General features: G+C 66.9%; 18 protein-coding genes. 11 read left to right on the top strand and 7 right to left on the bottom strand.

The genetic code is table 11. The features are described 5' to 3' along the window. Nucleotides 1-716 precede the first annotated feature (716 nt). The 6 genes from AC1RQK_RS01265 (at nucleotide 717) to alaC (ending at nucleotide 5815) form a co-directional block, all read left to right on the top strand. Complete coding sequence (locus AC1RQK_RS01265; protein ID WP_492807246.1) at nucleotides 717-1100, top strand: hypothetical protein; 384 nt, start codon at nucleotides 717-719, stop codon at nucleotides 1098-1100. Nucleotides 1101-1589: 489 nt separating this feature from the next. Further along, entirely contained in the window at nucleotides 1590-2345 is a 756-nt protein-coding gene (locus AC1RQK_RS01270) for a PadR family transcriptional regulator (protein WP_492371965.1), read from the top strand. Between the two features lie 71 nt (nucleotides 2346-2416). After that, entirely contained in the window at nucleotides 2417-3235 is an 819-nt protein-coding gene (locus tag AC1RQK_RS01275) for a siderophore-interacting protein (RefSeq protein WP_492807247.1), read from the top strand. A gap of 128 nt (nucleotides 3236-3363) precedes the next feature. Beyond that, nucleotides 3364-3825, top strand: a complete 462-nt coding sequence (locus AC1RQK_RS01280) for a winged helix-turn-helix transcriptional regulator (RefSeq protein WP_492371963.1) — start codon at nucleotides 3364-3366, stop codon at nucleotides 3823-3825. 88 nt (nucleotides 3826-3913) lie between these two features. Then, nucleotides 3914-4426: a 2-thiouracil desulfurase family protein gene (locus AC1RQK_RS01285; protein ID WP_492807248.1), complete on the top strand. Its 513-nt coding sequence runs from the start codon at nucleotides 3914-3916 to the stop codon at nucleotides 4424-4426. A gap of 132 nt (nucleotides 4427-4558) precedes the next feature. Then, nucleotides 4559-5815 carry an alanine transaminase gene (gene alaC / locus AC1RQK_RS01290; protein WP_150985560.1) on the top strand — a complete coding sequence of 419 codons (1257 nt, stop codon included), beginning with the start codon at nucleotides 4559-4561 and terminating at the stop codon, nucleotides 5813-5815. A 65-nt stretch (nucleotides 5816-5880) separates the two neighbouring features. Here the strand turns inward: alaC and AC1RQK_RS01295 are convergent, their stop codons facing one another. From AC1RQK_RS01295 to AC1RQK_RS01315, 5 genes are all read right to left on the bottom strand, one after another. Beyond that, a complete protein-coding gene (locus AC1RQK_RS01295; protein ID WP_492807249.1) occupies nucleotides 5881-7035 on the bottom strand; it encodes an enoyl-CoA hydratase/isomerase family protein in 1155 nt (384 codons plus the stop codon). 10 nt (nucleotides 7036-7045) lie between these two features. After that, nucleotides 7046-7816 (bottom strand): enoyl-CoA hydratase, encoded by a 771-nt coding sequence (locus AC1RQK_RS01300; RefSeq protein WP_492807250.1) that lies wholly within the window; start codon nucleotides 7814-7816, stop codon nucleotides 7046-7048. Continuing rightward, nucleotides 7813-8712 (bottom strand): 3-hydroxyisobutyrate dehydrogenase, encoded by a 900-nt coding sequence (mmsB, locus tag AC1RQK_RS01305; protein WP_492807252.1) that lies wholly within the window; start codon nucleotides 8710-8712, stop codon nucleotides 7813-7815. The genes AC1RQK_RS01300 and mmsB overlap by 4 nt, the downstream gene beginning before the upstream one ends. Before the next feature lie 318 nt (nucleotides 8713-9030). Continuing rightward, nucleotides 9031-10551, bottom strand: coding sequence for a CoA-acylating methylmalonate-semialdehyde dehydrogenase (locus AC1RQK_RS01310; RefSeq protein WP_492807254.1), 1521 nt, complete (start codon nucleotides 10549-10551; stop codon nucleotides 9031-9033). An 88-nt stretch (nucleotides 10552-10639) separates the two neighbouring features. Next, nucleotides 10640-11773, bottom strand: a complete 1134-nt coding sequence (locus tag AC1RQK_RS01315; protein WP_150985556.1) for an acyl-CoA dehydrogenase family protein — start codon at nucleotides 11771-11773, stop codon at nucleotides 10640-10642. 213 nt (nucleotides 11774-11986) lie between these two features. On the opposite strand from AC1RQK_RS01315, the gene AC1RQK_RS01320 reads away from it, so the two are divergent. Further along, nucleotides 11987-13024, top strand: a complete 1038-nt coding sequence (locus AC1RQK_RS01320; RefSeq protein WP_492370887.1) for an AraC family transcriptional regulator — start codon at nucleotides 11987-11989, stop codon at nucleotides 13022-13024. A 4-nt stretch (nucleotides 13025-13028) separates the two neighbouring features. Here AC1RQK_RS01320 and AC1RQK_RS01325 read toward each other — a convergent pair whose 3' ends face one another. Continuing rightward, nucleotides 13029-14225 (bottom strand): GGDEF domain-containing protein, encoded by a 1197-nt coding sequence (locus AC1RQK_RS01325; RefSeq protein ID WP_492370886.1) that lies wholly within the window; start codon nucleotides 14223-14225, stop codon nucleotides 13029-13031. A 272-nt stretch (nucleotides 14226-14497) separates the two neighbouring features. Between AC1RQK_RS01325 and AC1RQK_RS01330 the strand changes: the two genes are divergently transcribed. The 4 genes from AC1RQK_RS01330 (at nucleotide 14498) to shc (ending at nucleotide 19272) form a co-directional block, all read left to right on the top strand. Then, nucleotides 14498-15457, top strand: coding sequence for a LysR family transcriptional regulator (locus tag AC1RQK_RS01330; RefSeq protein WP_492370885.1), 960 nt, complete (start codon nucleotides 14498-14500; stop codon nucleotides 15455-15457). Between the two features lie 240 nt (nucleotides 15458-15697). Next, nucleotides 15698-16468, top strand: a complete 771-nt coding sequence (locus AC1RQK_RS01335; protein ID WP_492370961.1) for a substrate-binding domain-containing protein — start codon at nucleotides 15698-15700, stop codon at nucleotides 16466-16468. A gap of 186 nt (nucleotides 16469-16654) precedes the next feature. After that, the gene (locus AC1RQK_RS01340; protein ID WP_492807257.1) at nucleotides 16655-17230 is read left to right on the top strand and encodes a TetR/AcrR family transcriptional regulator; all 576 of its coding nucleotides are present in this window, start codon (nucleotides 16655-16657) and stop codon (nucleotides 17228-17230) included. After that, nucleotides 17227-19272: a squalene--hopene cyclase gene (shc, locus tag AC1RQK_RS01345; RefSeq protein WP_492807259.1), complete on the top strand. Its 2046-nt coding sequence runs from the start codon at nucleotides 17227-17229 to the stop codon at nucleotides 19270-19272. The genes AC1RQK_RS01340 and shc overlap by 4 nt, the downstream gene beginning before the upstream one ends. 49 nt (nucleotides 19273-19321) lie before the next feature. On the opposite strand, the gene AC1RQK_RS01350 is transcribed toward shc, so the two are convergent. Then, a complete protein-coding gene (locus AC1RQK_RS01350) occupies nucleotides 19322-19783 on the bottom strand; it encodes a hypothetical protein (protein ID WP_492807261.1) in 462 nt (153 codons plus the stop codon). Nucleotides 19784-19867: the final 84 nt, after the last annotated feature.

Consider the following 19867-nt stretch of genomic DNA (forward strand, 5'->3'; position numbering starts at 1 on the left):
CCCACATTGCGCTACACAATGCAAAATTCTTGTTAAAAGTGGTGCGATTTCGGACTTGTCCGATGTGAATGGCGAACATTCTTCGGTGGCCTGACCCGCTACCCCGTGTTTGCGTTGGTTGACGTGTTGTCGCTCGCGGGCCCCTCACCTTTACCATTGCCGCGCACTGCGGCCCAGACATGGCAAACGAATCGACCGGCAAGGGCGGTCAGCAATCCTATTTCCTCGAGGTGCCCGGCGCGGCCAGTGCCGCCGAGCTGTCGGCGGTGTCAAGGATTCTGGTAAACAAGCCAACATCAAGGCGCCGCCTGGATACGAGCTCGCACACCGTCCCTGGTTCGAGAATGATGCTGGTCTGCAAAAATGCCAAGCTCCGGTTCTCCTGGTACGGGAGAGCTTAGTCTGCCGAAACCGGGCGCACTTCCGTAGGTGAGGAGCGATGTCTAAAGCGCGCGTAATTGGATCATCAATAGATGCTATCCGTGCTGCTGAGGCTGAATTGGGACGCACGCTACCCAGATCTTTCTCGGATTGGCTCTTAGTGAACAATGGGAGATCTTTGGTTCCACGACGCACATGCTCGTGCCGCTGGCGCGGCTGGACGAAACGCTGGTCGAAGCCGCGTTCCTGGCCACCGGGACCAACGGGCAGTCGTGCAGGTGCCGGCCAACACCCGACACGCCCGTCAACGGTATGTCGAAAATGGAGAGTATTGAATGATGGCAAAGGATTATTCGGTCTGGGACATTGATGAGTTGGTGGCGGCGTACGCCAACGTCCCTGACCTAGCCGAGACCGTGAGAACGGGTATGGAGGCGTTGTTCAAGTTTATGGAGACCGAGGGTCTGCTTACATGTCGCGTCACCGACGAGCAAGGTCAGGTGGTTAAACGGCAGATCATGGCAAGCCAGATAACGGAGGAAGGCAACCGACTCAGCAGTGGCCCCAAAAATCCCGTGCATAGATGGTTAGGTTCCAAGGGGGGACAGAAGAACCCGCCGGATCTGAAGATGCTGGAGAAGGCGCTGGCAGAAATCCGGGCTGGAAACTCAGAAAGACAAGGCGCGAGTAGGCTTCATTGGCACGTCAAAGGCCCCTGAACCAAGAACTGAGAATCCCATGTAACCAGTTCGCGTTGTTCGATGCCGAATTCGGCCAGTGGCACTTTGTGCCACGCGCTGCGATAGGCGAGCTTATGGAGGGAGTTACCTGCTTGGCCGATGGCTAGGGAAAATGGCGTTACCACGTCTAGCGTGCATGGCATTCGATCAGTATCGCGAATAGACCAGCCCATCGAGGGCCCAAAACGCCTCTGGTCACGAGCCTGGAGGAGAGCAGTGAAGCCAGCATCACTGACACCTGCCCGTGGAACGTGATGCGGCGATTCTTTTGCCTGCCTGCCGATGTGATCGCGTCCGACAACCCAGCGGTCGCCGACGCATCGAGTCGGAAGGCAGGATCTGGATTTGTCGGTATGACGCGGCCGGCCGTCTGCGATTCCCCCGGTCTCGCCTGCAAATCTCGCCTTGACATCCTTACGTACGATATATATCGTAAGATATGTTTTTCGATACGTAGGAGCTGCGACGATGCGTCACCACCCCATTCTGGGCAGGCTTAGCCATCACATGCTTGCCCATCTGTCTTCCCACTTTTCGTCCCACTTTTCGTCCCATTCCTCGCACCACGGCGAGCGCCATGGCCGCCAAGCCATTGGCCGCCACCACCACGGCGGTGGCCCCGGCGGCTTCTTTGGTGGCGGCGGCGATGGCTTCGACGGCGACGGCGATAGCTGGCGGCGTGGCCGCAAGTTCAGCTCGGATGATCTTCAACTCATGCTGCTGTCCTTGCTGGAAGAAAAGCCCAGCCATGGCTATGAGCTGATCAAGGCGCTGGAGGCCCGCACCAACGGCTTCTACAAGCCCAGCCCGGGCATGGTCTATCCGGCCCTGACCTTCCTCGAAGAACTTGGCTACGCTACGGTGGACACCGAGGGCAACAAAAAGCGCTATCAGCTGGCGGGGCCGGGCCTGGCCCATCTCGACGCCAACCGTGAGCGGCTGGCCCTGATGCTCAACAAGCTCAAGCACGTGGCGCGCAAGATGGAGTGGGTGCGGCGCGCGCTGTCGGGCGAAGCCGCCGAGCCGGGTGCGGCGGGCGTAGCCGCCGACGAGCGTGAAGCCGCGGGCGGCTGGCTGCCCGAGTTCGTCGAGGCGCGCGTGGCGCTCAAGCGGGCGCTGCTGCTGCGCACCGATGCCACGCCGGACGAGCAGCGCCGCATCGCCGCCATCCTGGCGCGGGCAACCGCCGAGATCAACGCCGGCCAGGGCGGCCAGGGTGCCTAGTGCTGACCCGCATCCCGACACTCCACATTCCGTATTCCTCATTCCCCTCATTCCCGCCAACCAGGAAATCCATGACTACTCGCGATCTCACCGTGCAACGCGTTCGCCATGAACTCAAGATGCGCTTGCTGCAAGTGGTGCGTACCCAGGCGGTGTCGCCGCAACTGCTGCGCGTGACGCTGGCTGGCGAAGACCTGAAGGGCTTTGTCTCCGCGTCTTTCGACGACCACATCAAGGTGTTCCTTCCCGCGCCGGGGCAAAGCAAGCCCGCGCTGCCGGAGCTTGGCCCCAATGGCCCTGTGTTTCCCGAAGGCCAGCCGAAGCCCGCCGCGCGCGACTACACGCCGCGCCGTTACGATGCCGCCGCCGGCGAGCTCGATATCGAGTTCGTGCTGCATGGCGATGGCCCCGCCTCCACCTGGGCCGCGCAGGCTGCGCCCGGCCAGTATCTGGGCGTGGGCGGCCCGCGTGGGTCGTTCGTGATTCCCGAGGGCTTCGACTGGCACTTGCTGGTAGGCGACGAAACCGCGCTGCCTGCCATCGGCCGCCGCCTCGAGGAACTGCCGTCCGGCGTGCGCGCGCTGGTGGTGCTGGCGGTGGACAACGCCGCCGCCGAAATCCCGCTGCCCAGCCGCGCCGACGTGGAGATCCACTGGCAGCACCGCGACAGCGCACCGGCAGATAGCGCCGCCGGGCTGCTGGAACAAGCCTTGCGCGAGGTCACGTTGCCGCGCGGCGAAGGCTATGTCTGGGCGGCTGGCGAGGCCGCGTCGATTCGCGCCGTGCGTCAGTACCTGGTGGGCGAGCGCGGCATCGAGAAGGGCCGCATCCGCGCGGCCAGCTACTGGAAGGCCGGTGCCGCCGCCGTGCACGAGCACATCGACGACTGAGCGGCGCATGCTGGGGGCAGTGCAAGCCTTGAAGGCCGGATCAACTGGTTTTACAATGCAACCGCCTCGCCATTTTGGCGCCGCATTCCGCGGCGCGCCGCATCTGGCGAGTGAAACGGAGTTGCACTATGGTCCGGCGAACCAGCCTGGAAGGCGCCGCATGTCCCGTGGCCCGCTCGCTCGATGTGATCGGCGACTGGTGGTCGCTGCTGATCGTGCGCGATGCCTTCGATGGCTTGCGGCGCTTTGGCGAGTTCCAGCGCAGCCTTGGCCTTGCGAAGAACATCCTTGCCGGCCGGCTGCGCACGTTGCTGGCGCACGGCATCCTGGAACAGGTGCCGGCCTCCGACGGCAGCGCCTACCAGGAATACGTGCTGACGCCGAAAGGGCGCGCGCTGTTCCCCGTGGTGGTGGGCTTGCGGCAGTGGGGCGAAGCGTTCTTCTATGCCCCTGGCGAGCCGCATTCCGTGCTGGTGGACAGCAAGGCTGGCAAGCCCGTGCGGCCGCTCGAGGTGCGTGCCGAGGATGGCCGGTTGCTTGGGCCCGACGATGCGGTGGTCCGCAAGGTCGGCGAGGACGCGTTGCAGTAAGTCCGGCGCCGGATGCATCGACCATCCCGCGCTTCAACACTGTTCAATACTGTTCAACACTGTCCGACACCTTCTCTCGCGCATCGCCATGCCGCAAACATCTCTCACCCGGCCGCCCCTTCTCGTCAGCGCCTGCCTGCTAGGCCAGCCCGTGCGCTATGACGGCCAGGCCAAGGCCCAGCCCGACGCCACGCTGGCCATGTTGGCGCGGCATTTCGAACTGATTCCGGTCTGCCCGGAGTCCATGGGGGGCTTGCCGACGCCGCGCCCGCCAGCGGAGATCGTCGGCGGCAGCGGCGCGCAGGTGCTGGCCGGCGCGGCCATCGTGCGCGATGCCACCGGTGCCGACGTGACCGCGCCGTTCGTGGCAGGCGCCCGCGACGCGCTGGCCATCGCCCGGCAGCGTCAATGCGGGCACGCGCTGCTCAAGGCCTTGAGCCCCTCATGCGGCAATCACGAGCACTACGATGGCTCGTTTGGCGGCGTGCTGCGCCCGGGCCAGGGCGTGGCCGCGGCGTTGCTGGCCGAGGCCGGCGTGCGCGTGTGGAACGAAAGCGAGATCGATGCCCTGATCCGCACGGCCGGCGTGCCCGGTGCGTAGCGGTGCCGCCGCCCAGCTTGCAAAAGCCGTAGACGCGGCCGGTATTCGCCGCTAAGATCTTTCCGGTCAGCCGCACCAACGGCTGGCAGCGTCGCTCGGACGGTTCCGGGCGCTTACGTTCAAGGAAAATCCATGTCAGCCTCCGCAGGCAAGCGCCGCTTCGCGCGTATCGATCGTCTTCCCCCGTACGTCTTCAATATCACCGCCGAGTTGAAAATGGCGGCGCGCCGCCGTGGCGAAGACATCATCGACATGAGCATGGGCAACCCGGACGGCGCCACGCCGCCGCATATCGTTGCCAAGCTGACCGAAGCCGCACAACGCCCCGATACCCACGGTTACTCCGCCTCCAAGGGCATCCCGCGACTGCGCCGCGCCATCTCGCACTGGTATCGCGAGCGCTACGACGTCGAGATCGATCCGGACACCGAGGCCATTGTCACCATCGGCTCCAAGGAAGGGCTGGCCCACCTGATGCTGGCCACGCTCGATCGGGGCGACACTGTACTGGTGCCCGACCCGAGCTACCCCATCCATATCTATGGCGCGGTGATTGCCGGAGCCGATATCCGTTCCGTGCCCCTGGTGCCGGGCGTGGACTTCTTCGCCGAGATGGAACGCGCCATTCGCGGCAGCTATCCCAAGCCGAAGATGATCGTGCTGGGCTTTCCGTCGAATCCCACCGCGCAATGCGTGGAGCTGGACTTCTTCGAGCGCGTGATCGCGCTGGCGCGCAAGCACGATATCTTCGTGGTGCACGACCTGGCCTATGCCGACATCGTGTTCGACGGCTGGAAGGCGCCGTCGATCATGCAGGTGGAAGGGGCGAAAGACATTGCCGTGGAGTTCTTCACGCTGTCCAAGAGCTACAACATGGCGGGCTGGCGCATCGGCTTCATGGTAGGCAACCCGGATCTGGTGGCCGCGCTCACGCGCATGAAGAGCTATCACGACTACGGCACGTTCACCCCGCTGCAGGTGGCCGCCATCGCCGCGCTGGAAGGCGACCAGCAATGCGTCAAGGAGATCGCCGCGCACTACCAGACACGCCGCGACGTGCTGGCGCGCGGGCTGATCGAATCCGGCTGGCCGGTGGAGATTCCCAAGGCATCGATGTATATCTGGGCGCGCATCCCCGAACCGTATCGCGCGCTGGGCTCGCTGGAGTTCTCCAAGCAACTGCTGGCCAAGGCCAAAGTCTGCGTCTCACCCGGCATCGGCTTTGGCGATTACGGTGACGAGTACGTGCGCTTCGCGCTGATCGAGAACGAGGCGCGTATCCGGCAGGCGGTGCGCGGCATCAAGGCGATGTTCCGCGCGGATGGGCTGGTGAAGGTGCCGGTGGACGAGCACCAGCCGCACGGCCACGCGCCGAAGCCCAAGGACTGAGTGCCTAGTTTTTCCGTATCCGCATGCACGTGACCACACGCCGGCGCCATGCCGGCGTGCAACCATCAGGCGTGCCCTGATCGGCCAAGCATGGCCAGCGGGTGGGGCTCACGCGGCCATGTGCTGTCGAAGAACGACTGCACCATGGCCTTGCTGACTTCGCTCGCATCCTTCACGCGCCAGCGCGGCGCATTGTCCTTGTCGACGATCAGCGCGCGCACCCCTTCGATGAAATCGCCCTGCGTGAACGCGTGCGACACCACGCCGAGCTCCATGCGGAAACAATCGGCAAGATCCAGGTCGCGGCCGCGCAGCAGCAATTCCTGCGTGACCGCCATCATCAGCGGCGATCGCCCGCGCAGGATCTCAAGTGTGCGCGCGGCCCAGTCGGCATAGGCCGGGTCGGATTCGGCGGCCAGGCTCTCGAGCAGGCCGGCCACGCTGGCGTCTGCCCGGAAATGCCGCAGCACGGCAGGCAGCACTGACTGCAGCGGCGCCGCGGGCGCGCTGGCGGCAGGCGTTGCCTGCAGCGCGGCGCGCAGGTCCGCCAGCACGTCGCCTGTCCGGTTGATGGCTGCCAGCGTCTGCTCGAAGTGCTCCAGGCTTGCGGCAGGCACGGCGATGTCGGCCAGCTTGCACAGCAGCGTATCGGCAGCGCCAAGCGTCACGCCCGTCAGCCCGACATAGAGCGCCAGCGCCGGCGGCAGCTTCGACAAGAAATGGCTCGCGCCCACATCGGGCACCAGGCCGATGCCGGTCTCCGGCATGGCCACGCGCGAGCGCTCGGTGACCACGCGCAGGTGCGCGGCCTGCGCCAGGCCCATGCCGCCGCCCATGACAATGCCGTCCATCAGCGCCACGACCGGCTTGGGGTAGCAGTGCAGGCGATAGTCGAGCTGGTACTCGTGCACGAAGAACTGGCGATGCAGCGCCGTACCCGCGTGGAAGCTGTCGTACAGCGCGCGGATGTCGCCGCCGGCGCAGAACGCCTTGGGGCCCGCGCCGCGCAGCACCACCGCAGCGATGTCGTCGCGCGCGGCCCAGGCGGCAAGCTGCGCATCGAGCAGGCCGATCATCGGGTAGGACAAGGCGTTCAGCTGGCGCGGCCGGTTGAGCGTGATCAGGCCGATGCCGTTGATCTCGACGAAGCACACCTCGTCTTCGGCGCTCGGCGCGGCTGCGGGGCGTTCCTGGGCGGCATCGTTCGGGTTCAGGCGCATGGCGCGGCTCCTAGGCATTGCGCCATTGCGGCGCACGTTTTTGCAGGAAGGCGTTGACGCCTTCGCGCTGGTCCTCGTCGTCGAACAGGTCGACAAAGCGCTCGCGCTCCAGCGCCAGCGCCGGGCCGCGCGGCACGCCCTGGCGCGCCAGGTGCACCAGCTGCTTGCTGTAGGCAGCCGCGCGCGGGCTCACGTTGCTGGCGCGCTCGGCCAGCCGCAGCGCCGCGTCCAGCGCCTGGCCCGTGGGCACCATCTCTTCCACCAGCCCGATGCGCAGCGCGGTGGTGGCATCGATGCGCTCGTTGGCCAGGATCATGCGCTTGGCCCAGCCCTCGCCCACCAGCCAGGGCAGGGTTTGCGTGCCGCAGCCACACGGCAGCAGGCCGACGCCGGCTTCCGGCAGCGCCATCTGGGCCTGTTCCTCGGCAATGCGCACGTCGCAGGCCAGCGCGCATTCCAGCCCGCCGCCCATGGCATAGCCGTTGATCGCCGCGATCACCAGGGGGCGTGCGTTTTGCAGCGCCTCAAAGGCGGCACCGAAGCGTTGCGCCATCAGCCGCGCATGGGCGCGATCGCCGTCGGCAAAGCCATTGAGGTCGGCGCCGGCGCTGAAGAAGCGGCTGCCGTCGCCGGTGATCACGATGGCGCGCACGCGCGTGTCCGCATTCAGCGTGGCCACCAGTTGCTGCAACTGTGCCAGCCCCTCGGCGTTGAACGCATTGGCGGGCGGGCGCTTGAGGGTGAGGCGGGCGATATGTCCGTCGATGACGTGCTCGATCATGCTTGCCGCTCCTCTTGGGCCAGGTACTGGCGGATCACGCCCGAGAAGTCGAGCTGTCCGTCGCCGGCCTGGCTCACCGCCTGGTAGATCTGCTGGGCCAGTGCCCCGAGGAACAGCGGTTGCCGCACGCTGCGAGCGGCATCCGTGGCCAGGCCCAGGTCCTTGAGCATCAGGTCCGCGCCAAAGCCGCCGCTGTAGCCGCGCGAGGCCGGCGCGGTCTCGATCACGCCCGGGTAGGGGTTGCAGGTGTCGGCGGCCCAGCAGCGGCCGGTGGAGGTGTTGACGATCCCGGCCAGCACGCCGGCGTCGATGCCCAGCTTGACGCCGAGCGCCATGGCTTCCGACACGCCGATCATGGAAATGCCGAGGATCAGGTTGTTGCAGATCTTGGCGACCTGTCCGGTGCCGGTGTCGCCGCAATGGACGATGTTGCGGCCCATGCCGGACAGCACAGGTTTCAGTTGTTCGAACAGGGTTGGTTCGGCGCCGACCATGAACGTCAGCGTACCGGCCTGCGCGCCGCCGGTGCCGCCGGAGACGGGGGCGTCGGCGATCGGGTTGCCTTGCTGCTTGGCCTCGACGGCCAGTGCGCGGATGGTGGCCGGGTCGATGGTGCTGGAGTCCACTAGCGGTACGCCGGGCCGTACGCCGGCAAGGACGCCTTCCGGGCCGAGGTAGGTGGCGCGGACGTGAGCGGCGGCCGGCAGCATGGTGATGACGAAGTCGGCTTCGGCGGTGGCCTTGCGGGCGGAGGGGGCTACGGCTGCGCCGTCGGCTTGCAGGGCTGACAGGGCGGTGGGGTTGAGGTCGAAGACGGTCAGGGTGTGGCCTGCCTTGAGCAGGTTGCGGGCCATGGGGGCGCCCATGTTGCCTAGGCCGATGAAGGCTATGTGCATGTTGGGTCCTTACTCTTGGTGTTTGGTGGTCGGTGTTTGGTGGTTGTGGCGACTGGAACTGCTTAACTGAAACTGCTGAACTTCAACTGCAGTTTCACCACCCCTGCGGGGCGGCAGACCTACTTTCTTGTCTTGCCAAGAAAGTAGGCAAAGAAGGCGCGCCATACGGCCTAGGTAAACCTTGACGGCTCGCTTCGCATCGCGCATGGCTACACCAAATCGGTGCTCTGACTCTCCTGCTGGTTGGCTCCCCTCTCCCACTTGTGGGAGAGGGGCCGGGGGAGAGGGCGGGCGCTGGCCGAAGCCGATGCTTGCCAATCAGCGCAGGCTGATCGTCGTATTCACCCCGTCATTTACCGTTGCGTCGTCAAACCACCTTGCCGTGACGGTCTTCGTCTGCGTGTAGAACTGCACCACTTGCTTGCCATAGGGGCCGAGGTCGCCGAGCTTGGAGCCGCGTGAGCCGGTGAAGCTGAAGTAGGGCACGGGTACCGGGATGGGGATGTTGATGCCGACCTGGCCGACGTCGATCTCGCTCTGGAACTTGCGGGCGGCCGCGCCGCTTTGCGTGAATACGCCGGTGCCGTTGCCGAAGGGGTTGCGGTTGACCAGGGCGATGGCTTCGTCCAGCGTGTCGACGCCGATCACTACCAGCACCGGGCCGAAGATCTCCTGCGTGTAGATGGACATCTCGGTGGTGACATCGGCAAACACGGTCGGGCCGATGAAATTGCCTTCGGGGTAGCCGGCTACCTGCACGTTGCGGCCATCGAGCGCCAGCGTGGCGCCTTCGCGTTCGCCGGCTTCGATCAGGCCGAGCACGCGCTGCTTGGCGGCGATGGATACTACCGGGCATACGTCGGTGCCAGGCTCGTTGCCGGCGCCGACCTTGAGCGTGGCGGCCTTTTCCACCAGTTCGGGCAGCCATTCGCGCGCGGCGCCCACCAGCACGGCTACCGACGTCGCCATGCAGCGCTGGCCGGCCGCGCCGAAGGCTGCGCCGGCCAGCGCGTTGAGCGTGTGCTCGCGGTGCGCGTCGGGCAGCACCACGGCGTGGTTCTTGGCGCCCATCATCGATTGCACGCGCTTGCCGTGCGCGCCGGCGAGGTTGTAGACATGGGTGCCCACGGCGGTGGAGCCGACGAAGGAAACCGCCTTGATGTCCGGGTGCGTGCACAGCGCGTCCACCACCTCGCGCGCGCCATGGACCACGTTGAGCACGCCGGCGGGTACGCCGGCCTCGATGGCCAGCTTGACCAGTTCCATGGTGGATAGCGGGTCTTGCTCCGATGGCTTGAGCACGAAGGTGTTGCCGCACACGATCGCCATGGGGAACATCCACAGCGGGATCATGGCCGGGAAGTTGAACGGCGTGATGCCGGCGCACACGCCAATCGGCTGCTGCAGGGTGTATGTGTCGACAGTGGCGGCCACGTTCTCGGCAAAGCCGCCTTGCTGCAGGGTGCCGATCGAGCACGCGTGTTCCACGACCTCAAGCCCCCGGAAGATGTCGCCTTCGGCGTCGGCCAGGGTCTTGCCTTGCTCGGCGGTGAGGATGGCGGCGATGCGCTTGCTGTGCTCGCGGATCAGCGCCTGGTACTTGAGCATGATGCGCAGGCGCGCGCCCAGCGGCGTGTGGCGCCACGTGGCAAAGGCGCGGTGCGCGGCGCCCACGGCGGCATTGATCTCGGCCGCGGTGGCCAGCGGCACCTGCGCCAGCACCTGCTGGGTGGCCGGATTGACCACGGGGCGGAATTCGGTGGCAGCGGACTCCACCCACTCGCCGTTGATCAACAGCTTGACGGTGGGCACGGCGGCGTTGGGGTTCTGGGCACTCATGGGGTGGTCTCCGTCGGTTCTAAGTGTGGGTGGTGCAAGACAGGAAGGTGTTCGGGCAAGTGGTCAGGCAAGTCGTCGGGCAAGCAGCTCAAAGGGTGCGGGCGATCAGCATGCGCTGGATCTCGCTGGTGCCTTCGTAGATCTGCGTAATGCGGGCGTCGCGGTAATGGCGCTCGACCGGGTAGTCTTCCAGGTAGCCGTAGCCGCCATGGATCTGCAGCGCCTTGGAGCACACGCGCTCGGCCAGCTCGGAGGCATAGAGCTTGGCCTGCGAGGCTTCCGACAGGCAGGGCTGGCCGGCCGTGCGCATGTGCGCGGCGCGGTGCACCAGCAGGCGTGCGGCGTTGAGCTCGGTGGCCATGTCGGCCAGCATGTTGGCAATGGGCGCATGCTCGCGCAGCGGGCGGCCAAACTGCACGCGCTCGGCAGCGTAGCGGCAGGCGGCCTCAAAGGCCGAGCGGGCGATGCCGAGTGCCTGCGCGGCAATGCCGATGCGCCCGCCCTCCAGGTTTGACAGGGCAATGCGCAGTCCCTCGCCGGGTTCGCCGAGCAGCGCGTCGTGCGGCACGTGGCAGTCGTCCAGCGTGATGGCGCAGGTGTCGGAGGCGCGGATGCCCATCTTGCGCTCGGGCGTGTGCACCGAGAAGCCGGGCGTATCGGTGGGCACCACGAAGGCCGACAGGCCGCGCTTGCCTTGTGCCGGCTCGGTGGCGGCAAACACGATGGCCACGCCTGCGCGCTGGCCGTTGGTGACGAATTGCTTGCTGCCGGACAGCACCCAGCCATTGTCCGTGGCGCGCGCCCGGGTGCGCAGGTTGTGCGCTTCCGAGCCGGCCTGCGGCTCGGTCAGGCAGAACGCGCCGATGATTTCGCCGCTGGCCAGGCGCGGCAGGTAGCGCTCTTTTTGCGCCTGCGTGCCGTAGTGCAGGATCGGGCCGCAGCCCACCGAGTTGTGCACACTCATCAGGGTGGCGCAGGCGGCGCAGCCTGCGGCGATTTCCTCGATGGCCAGCGCGTAGGCGATGTAGTCGGTATACGTGCCGCCCCATTCCTCCGGCACGATCATGCCGAGCAGCCCGAGCGCGCCCATCTCCGCCACCACCTCCGGCGGCAACTGGCCGGCACGGTCCCACTCGGCGGCGCAGGGCGCCAGGCGCTCGCTGGCGAAGGCGCGAGCGGTGTCGCGGATCATGGCTTGCTGTTCGCTGAATTCGTGGTGCATGGCGGCTCGGGTTGGGCCGGGATTGGCGTGGGGGCACGCGATCCGGGTGAGGCTGGCGGTCTGGTGGCCCGCACTGGGCGGGAGTGTTGGCAGCAAGTGTAGGAAGACAGGCGAGGCGCTCCTATGCCAGAATCCGCCAACCTTGCTGAACTCGTTTGCCACTGCTGGCAAGCCTGGGCCAGCAAGCCATCCGTTCCAGATCCTTGCCTTTCCATGGAAAAACACAGTGTCGCCATTTGCTTCGTGCATCACGCCATCACGGGCTTGCGCGCGCGCGGCATCGCGCCGGAGCCGGTGCTGCAGGCGGCGGGCATCGTGCCCGCGCTGCTGGCGGTGCCGCAGGCGCGTGTGTCAGCGGCAAGCTATAGCGCGCTGTGGATGGAGGTGGCCGCCGCGCTGGACGATGAATTCTTTGGCCAGGACTCGCGCCGCATGAAGTGCGGCAGCTTTGCCATGCTGTGCCACGCCATCGTGGGCAGCAAGACGCTGGCGCAGGGGCTGGAGAGGGTGGTGCGTTACTTCGGCTTGCTGCTGGACGATATCGGCGTGCGGCTGGAGCGCGAAGGCGTGGGCGGTGAGCCGGGCGCCGGCAAGCGCGCACGGGCTGCGCTGGTGCTCACGGCCACCTCAAGCCAGCCGCCGAGCGTGTTCGCGCAGGAGACCATGCTGATCATGCTGCACGGGCTGATGAGCTGGCTGCTGCGCCGGCGGGTGCCCGTGCTGCTGGCGGCGTTCAGCTATCCGGAGCCGGCCTATAGCGCCGAATACCGCCTGATGTACTCGCGCCACCTGGCGTTCGGCCAGCCGGCCACGGCGCTGGTGTTCGACGCGGCCTGGCTGGACCAGCCGGTGCACCAGGACGAGCGCAGCCTCAAGGCCTTCCTGCGCGACGCACCGCACAACGTGGTGGTGAAATACACCGACCGCACCAGCATCATGGCGCGCGTGCGGCGCCAGTTGCGCTCGCAGCCGCCGGAGCAGTGGCCCACCTTCGACCGCCTGGCGCACGACGTGCACATGTCGTCATCGTCGCTACGGCGCCGGCTGATGGAGGAGGGCGGGACCTACCAGCAACTGAAGGATGAGATGCGGCGCGACCTGGCCATCGAAGCGCTGAGCCATTCCAGCCGTCCGCTGGCGGAAATCGCGGCCGAGCTTGGCTTTGCCGAGCCGGGTGCGTTCCATCGCGCGTTCCGGCGCTGGACGGGGCTGCGGCCCGGGGCGTACCGGGGCACGCCGTTGCAGGCTTAGAGCGTCAGTGCCTAGTGACCAGTTCGGAGGGCGCGCTGGCTGCTGCCGGGGCAGGCACATGCGCCAGCATGCGGTTGCGTCCCGATAGCTTGGCCATGTAGAGCGCCGTATCGGCGCGCGCGGTGAGCTGCGCCAGGCTCTCGCCGGGGTGCCACCGGGCATAGCCGCCGCTGACCGTGTAGTGCACGGTGCCGAACGGGCCACTGACTCGGCTACCTTCGGCCAGCAGGCGGATGCGCTCGGCGGCAGGGCGGGCCGCTTCCAGCGAACTGGCGGGCAGCAGCACGACGAATTCCTCGCCGCCCATGCGGCCGATGCTGTCAGGCGCGCGCAGGCTGGCGGCGGCCAGGCGCGCGAACTCCACCAGCACGGCGTCGCCCGCGGCATGGCCGAAGGTGTCGTTGACCGCCTTGAAGTGGTCGATGTCGATGATCAGCAGCACGGGCGGAGGGCCGCCGCGCCCGGCGCGCGCCAGCTCGCGCGCGGCCTCGTTCTCGAACGCCTTGCGCGACATCACGCCGGTCAGGAAATCCGTGTTGGCCACGGCCTCGAGCTGGCGCACCATGGCGTCGTGGATCATCAGCACGGCGCCCATGGTGAGGCCCGGCATGGCCAGCGCGCCGAGCACCAGGAAGGCGGCATTCAATCCGGGCGTGCTCGTCGTGGCAGGGTGGTCCATGACCGAGAGCGCGGACAGCACGCCCCGCAATGCATGCGCCGCGGACAGGAAGAAGGCGAACCCGGCGGTGGTCAGGTAATGGCTGGCCGGGCGAGCGCGCGGGCGGTAGCGCACCAGCACGTACCCTGCGCAGGCGCAGAATGTGGCGTGGAATGCCGAGACGATGACCACGCGGGTATTGAAATCATTGAATACATAGCGCCACGTCACGACGCCGGCCACCACGGCGAGGGTGCCGGCGATCATCGCGCGCCAGGGTGGCTGCCGCCCGCAGAAGCGGGCGATGCCCGCATGAAACAATGCCAGCCCCCAAGCCAGCGCGCCGTTGGCCACCACGATCGATAGCGCATCCGGGATCCTGTCGCGCAGTGTAATCAGCAGCAGCGCGACCATGGCCGTCAGGTTGGCTTGCCACCACAGCGTCACGCCCGGCTGGCCGCAGCGCCGCAGCGACCAGACGATCGCCAGCATCATGACGCTAAGGAGCGTCGTAACGGCTAGCAGGGCGAACGGGTCGGACATCTGCAAATTTCCTCCGGTGCAGTGGGTGGGCGTGATGAGGCTTGGTGAGGCGGGTAGTCTCGCCGGGCCTGGCGGCGAAGCTCGCGAGAATACCTCAATGGCGTTGTCCCCATTCACCTACGCACGTGGGGTGTCGGACAACCGCCTGCGGGAGGCCGGTGCGAGAGGACGCGCCGGGGCCGGACGGCTAGAATGCGGGGCGGAACGCTTTGATCGGCGGGGCGCATCAATGCCTGCCTGATCCCTTCATCACTGCCCTAGCCTGGAACACAATGCAACCGATCAGATTTGACCTCGGCGACCTGCAGGCGATGGTGGCCGTGGTGGAGCAAGGCGGCTTCCGCGCTGCCGCCGAGGCTCTCAGCCTGTCGCAGCCGGCCCTGTCGCGTCGTATCGACAAACTGGAGCAGGCGCTCAATGTCAGGCTGTTCGAGCGCACCACGCGCCGCGTCACCCTGACCGTGGTGGGCCGGGAGTTTGTCGGCAAGGCGCGCGCGCTGCTGGCGGAAGTGGAATCTTCCCTGATGGGCATCGGCGACGCGGCCGCGACGCGCTCAGGCGAGGTGACGGTTGCCTGCGTGCCGTCGGCGGCGCATTACTTCCTGCCGGCGGTGATCGCGCGTTTTCATGCGCAATTCCCCAACGTCCGCGTCAAGATGGTGGACGAAGGCGCCAACGTCGTCTTGCACAGCGTGGCCAGCGGCGAGGCGGACTTTGGCCTGAACTTCATCGGCACGCAGGAGGCCGACCTGCTGTTCGAGCCCTTGCTGCGCGATCCTTTCGTGCTGGCTTGCCGACACGACCATCCGCTGGCCCGGCGCCGCTCGGTGAAATGGGCTGAACTTGGCGCCCACACGCTGGTAGCGTTAGCCAAGTCGAGCGGCAACCGGCTGATGCTGGATCTTGCCCTGGCCGAGCTGCCGCTGCGGCCGGCCGCCTTCTACGAAGTGCGCCATGTCAGCAGCGTGCTCGCGCTGGTGGAGGCCGGGCTGGGGGTAGCGGCCGTGCCGCGCCTGGCGCTGCCCGGTGGCGAGCGCGCCACGCTGGTCGCGGTCCCCCTGCGCGATCCTGCCGTGTCCCGCACGCTGGGCATCCTGCGCCGCCGTGGGCGTACGTTGCCGGCGCATGCGCAAGCGCTGTACGACATGGTCGGGCAGGCGGTGGCACGGCGTGGCCGGAGCGCGGCCACATCGGCGCAAGGCGGGGGCGGCAGCGCCGGTATTGATGCGTAAAACCGATCAAATCCAAGAAACATTGCATTATCGCCGTGCGCGGTGCTTGCATAGAATGGTCGGCCTGCGCCGCGGAGACTGAAGCGGGCAGGCCGATTTCCATTTCAATGCCCACAGAGAGCGCATATGACCACGCCGACCATGCTGACCATTGCCGTGCCGTCCCCCGTCAAGGCAGCCCGCAAGCCTGTTTCCCCTTCCCATCTCCCTCGGCAACACAAGCAGCCATGGCTGGCGCTCATGCTGGCCGGCGTGGCCAGCATGGCGCTGGCCGCCGGCAATGCGCTGGCCGACGAGGTCAAGGTCATGAATTCGGGCGGCTTTACCGCGGCCTACAAGGCGCTCGGCCCGGGCTTCGAGAAGGCCACCGGCAATACGCTGTCCACCGCATGGGGCCCCTCGATGGGCAAGTCGCCCGAGGCCATTCCCAACCGGCTCGCGCGCGGCGAGCATGCCGACGTGGTGATCATGGTGGCCTATGCGCTGGATGACCTGATCAAGCAAGGCAAGGTGCTGCCGGACAGCCGGGTCGACCTGGCCGATTCGCGCATCGGCCTGTCGGTGCGCGAGGGCGCACCCAAGCCGGATATCAGCACCGTCGACGCATTCCGCAAGACCCTGCTGGATGCCAGGTCCATCGCCTACTCGGACAGCGCCAGCGGCGTGTATGTCGAGACGGAGATGTTCAGGAAGCTAGGCATCGAGGCGCAGGTCAAGGGCCGAGCCCACAAGATCGAGAAGACGCCGGTTGGCAGCGTGGTGGCGCAGGGCGAATACCAGATCGGGCTGCAGCAGGTCAGCGAGCTGCTGCCGGTCAAGGGTGCCAGCTTTGTTGGCAAGATTCCCGAGCCTTTGCAGAAAATCACGACATTTGCCGCCGGCGTACCGGTGGGGGCGGAGCATCCTGAGGCCGGGCGCGCGTTGATTCGCTATCTGGCTTCGCCCGCGGCGCGGGGCGAGATCGAGCGCAGCGGCATGGATCCGGTCGTTGGGGATACGCGGAGGCAGTGAGTGTGAGAGGCAGGGCGGGCGCTGGTTGCGCGTTCGCCCTGGCGCTTGCCCTGGCAATCCGGAACGGCGGCGAAGCGGCGCCGGCGGGGCTGCTCCGGCGCGAGGAGACTTCATCCTGAAACGGGTTCTTGGCGCGCCGTGCAACCGGATTCAAAACAATCCGTCTGGATGGTATGATCCGGGCCCATGACACAAGCACACCGCCGAAAGAAGCAGCCCGACGTGCTGCGCCCGCAGCTATTGCACGCTGCGGCGCAGCTCGCCCTCGAATCCGGCCTGCGCGCCGTGACGCTGGATGCGGTGGCGGCGCGTGCCGGCGTCAGCAAGGGTGGCTTGCAGCATCATTTCCGCAACAAGCAGGCGCTGCTGGACGCGCTCTTCGACGATGCGGTTGAGACCTTCAACACCGATGTGGCCGCTGCGATCGCCAGCGACACGCAGGCCGAGGGCCGCGCGGCGCGGGCCTATATGCAGGCGACGTTGCAGGAAGAGCGGAAAGAGGACGCCGCCAGCTATCTGCATCTGCTGCTGGCGCTGATGCTGACCGATGCCGATACACGCGATCGCTGGGCACCACGCATTGCCGAAATCGCGCGCCCCGATCCGCTGCCCGCGGCGGAGGCGGCGAGGCTGATGATTTGCCGCCTGGCGGCTGACGGGCTGTGGCTCGCCGACCTGCTGGGCAGCCAGTCGATGGAACCCGGGCTGAGGGTCGAGGTCCTGCGCCAGCTGGACCAGATGACGCGGTGCCAGCCGCAATGAACGCACGATCGAACGCTCAATTGAGTACCTCACTGAATACCCAACTGAATACCCAGCCAAGCGCTCAATTTGGCCCCTGGCAGGACGCCGGCGCGCCCACGCCGGCCACGCCGGGCGCCGACGCGAATTTGCACCGGGCCATCGACGCGGCCCGAGACGCCCTGCTGAGCCACCAGCATCGCGATGGCCACTGGTGCTTCGAGCTCGAGTCAGATGCCACCATTACTGCGGAGTACATTCTGATGATGCACTTCGTGGACGAAATCGACGCCGATTTGCAGGCGGCGATGGCGGTCTACCTGCGAAGCATCCAGAGGCAAGACCGTCATGGTGGCTGGGACCAGTACCACGGCGGCGCGCTCGACGTGTCATGCAGCGTCAAGGCCTATTTCGCGCTGAAGGCGGCCGGCGACGACCCGGATGCCCCGCACATGGCCCAGGCTCGCCGCGCCATCCTGGCGCAGGGCGGGGCCGCCAAGGCCAATGTTTTCACCCGCATCCTCCTGGCCACATTCGGTCAGGTGCCTTGGCGCGCCACGCCCTTCGTACCGGTCGAGCTCATCCTGTTCCCGCGCTGGGCGCCGGTGCATCTGGACAAGATGGCCTACTGGGCGCGCTCCACGCTGGTGCCGCTGACGGTGCTGTGTTCGTTGCGGGCCAAGGCCATCAATCCGCACCGTGTCGGGGTCAGCGAGCTGTTCGTCACGCCGCCCGAGCACGAGCGGCACTATTTCTCCCGCGAGGGCCTGATGCGCAAGGCCTTTCTGGTGGCCGACAAGTTGGCACGCACGATCGAGCCGTGGATTCCCGCCGCGGTGCGCCGGCGGGCCATCGCCCGGGCGCAAGCCTGGTGCGTGGAGCGCATGAACGGCGAGGATGGCCTGGGCGGGATCTTTCCGCCGATGGTGTACTGGTACGAGATGATGACGCTGCTTGGCGTGCCAAAGACCGATCCGGCACGCGTTACCTGCCTGGCCGCGATCCGCAAGCTCGTGGTGCGCCGCGCCGACGGCTCGGCCTATTGCCAGCCCTGTCTGTCACCGGTGTGGGATACCGCCTGGAGCATTATGGCCTTGCAGCACGCCAGCACCGACGCGTGCACGCAGCAGGCGGTGCAGCGCGCCTACGACTGGCTGGAAGCGCGGCAGGTGCGAGACCTGCGCGGCGATTGGGGCAAGCACGTGCCGGCCTCCGTGCAGCCCGGCGGCTGGGCGTTCCAGTACGCCAATGCCCATTACCCGGACATCGACGACAGCGCCGTGGTAGCCGCCATGCTGGCCGTGCACGCGCGCCGGATCGGCCAGCCCGAGCGCTACCAGGACGCGGTCGCGAGCGCCGTGAAATGGATGGTAGGCCTGCAATCGCGCAATGGCGGCTTTGGCGCCTTCGATGCCAATTGCGATCGCGATTACCTGAACCGCATCCCCTTCGCCGACCACGGCGCCCTGCTGGATCCGCCCACCGAGGACGTTTCCGGGCGTGTGCTGCTATGCATCGGCCTGAGCGGAAACCGCGAAGCGCACGCCGACGCCGTCGAGCGCTGCGTGGCCTATCTGCGCCGCACGCAACGCGCCGACGGCGCCTGGTGGGGACGCTGGGGCAGCAACTATATCTATGGCACCTGGAGCGTGCTGGCGGGCCTGGCGCTGGTGGGCGAGGACGTGCGCCAGCCCTATATCCGCAAGGCAGTCGACTGGCTGCTACGCTGCCAGCATGCCGACGGTGGATGGGGCGAGACCAACGATAGCTACTTCGATGGCTCGCTGGCCGGCACCAATGGGGGCGAGAGCACGCCCAACAGCACCGCCTGGGCGTTGCTGGCCCTCTTCGCCGTGGGCGAGGTGGATACGCCCGCAGTGCGCAGGGGCATTGCTTACCTGCTGGACTGCCAGGCTGGCAGCGGCCTTTGGCAGCATCCGTCGCACAATGCGCCGGGCTTCCCCCGCATCTACTACCTGAAGTACCACGGCTACACCGCCTACTTCCCGCTATGGGCGCTGACGCGCTACCGTCAGCTGGCAAGGCGCCCGGCGGCGAAGTAGGCGCCGAGGTGCCCGGAGGTGCCCCGAGGCGCCCCATACGGCCCCCCGGTCAGTCGCGCATCGCCGGCATGGCGTTGCCCGTCAGCAGTACCGCCGCTTGCTCGCCATACGCCACCACGTAACCGCCGTTGGAGACTTGCCATGCCTGGGCGCCTTGCCGGTCGGCGAACCAGAGTTGCTGGTAGTCGCCGAACTGTCCAAGGTCAAGGCGGTAGCGGTCCAGTACCCTGGCGGGCCGGCCGTCGATGTCGCGTTTGCATGCGGACCAGCTGGCGTAGCCCAGTTCGGCCGCCAGCAGTTGCAGGCAATGCTTGAGCTGCAGGGTGTGGCGCAGCCGGTAGAGTTCCGCGACGCTTTGCATGCGTACCTGCGCGCGGTGGATGCGCCGGATTACCGGTAGCGCCTGCATGGCTTGTTCGGCGTGGAGCTGGCGCAGCAGCCTGCGTGCATGGCGGCGCAGGAAGTCGCTATTGGGGGCGCGAGCTGGTGTGTTGAGCGTTGTGAGCCACATGTCATGTCCTTTGCAATGCCGTTTCCCGCGGCGGCAAAAAAGGTCAACGGTGTGGTTCTTGCAACGAACTGGCGGTGCCGGGCT

The organism is Cupriavidus sp. GW822-FHT02D05 (genome assembly GCF_058802485.1).

Bases quoted from the DNA above. Each gene is read 5' to 3' on its own strand.
- AC1RQK_RS01265 (WP_492807246.1), top strand. From the start codon at position 717: ATGATGGCAAAGGATTATTCGGTCTGGGACATTGATGAGTTGGTGGCG.
- AC1RQK_RS01270 (WP_492371965.1), top strand. From the start codon at position 1,590: ATGCGTCACCACCCCATTCTGGGCAGGCTTAGCCATCACATGCTTGCC.
- AC1RQK_RS01275 (WP_492807247.1), top strand. From the start codon at position 2,417: ATGACTACTCGCGATCTCACCGTGCAACGCGTTCGCCATGAACTCAAG.
- AC1RQK_RS01280 (WP_492371963.1), top strand. From the start codon at position 3,364: ATGGTCCGGCGAACCAGCCTGGAAGGCGCCGCATGTCCCGTGGCCCGC.
- AC1RQK_RS01285 (WP_492807248.1), top strand. From the start codon at position 3,914: ATGCCGCAAACATCTCTCACCCGGCCGCCCCTTCTCGTCAGCGCCTGC.
- alaC (WP_150985560.1), top strand. From the start codon at position 4,559: ATGTCAGCCTCCGCAGGCAAGCGCCGCTTCGCGCGTATCGATCGTCTT.
- AC1RQK_RS01295 (WP_492807249.1), bottom strand. From the start codon at position 7,035: ATGCGCCTGAACCCGAACGATGCCGCCCAGGAACGCCCCGCAGCCGCG.
- AC1RQK_RS01300 (WP_492807250.1), bottom strand. From the start codon at position 7,816: ATGATCGAGCACGTCATCGACGGACATATCGCCCGCCTCACCCTCAAG.
- mmsB (WP_492807252.1), bottom strand. From the start codon at position 8,712: ATGCACATAGCCTTCATCGGCCTAGGCAACATGGGCGCCCCCATGGCC.
- AC1RQK_RS01310 (WP_492807254.1), bottom strand. From the start codon at position 10,551: ATGAGTGCCCAGAACCCCAACGCCGCCGTGCCCACCGTCAAGCTGTTG.
- AC1RQK_RS01315 (WP_150985556.1), bottom strand. From the start codon at position 11,773: ATGCACCACGAATTCAGCGAACAGCAAGCCATGATCCGCGACACCGCT.
- AC1RQK_RS01320 (WP_492370887.1), top strand. From the start codon at position 11,987: ATGGAAAAACACAGTGTCGCCATTTGCTTCGTGCATCACGCCATCACG.
- AC1RQK_RS01325 (WP_492370886.1), bottom strand. From the start codon at position 14,225: ATGTCCGACCCGTTCGCCCTGCTAGCCGTTACGACGCTCCTTAGCGTC.
- AC1RQK_RS01330 (WP_492370885.1), top strand. From the start codon at position 14,498: ATGCAACCGATCAGATTTGACCTCGGCGACCTGCAGGCGATGGTGGCC.
- AC1RQK_RS01335 (WP_492370961.1), top strand. From the start codon at position 15,698: ATGCTGGCCGGCGTGGCCAGCATGGCGCTGGCCGCCGGCAATGCGCTG.
- AC1RQK_RS01340 (WP_492807257.1), top strand. From the start codon at position 16,655: ATGACACAAGCACACCGCCGAAAGAAGCAGCCCGACGTGCTGCGCCCG.
- shc (WP_492807259.1), top strand. From the start codon at position 17,227: ATGAACGCACGATCGAACGCTCAATTGAGTACCTCACTGAATACCCAA.
- AC1RQK_RS01350 (WP_492807261.1), bottom strand. From the start codon at position 19,783: ATGTGGCTCACAACGCTCAACACACCAGCTCGCGCCCCCAATAGCGAC.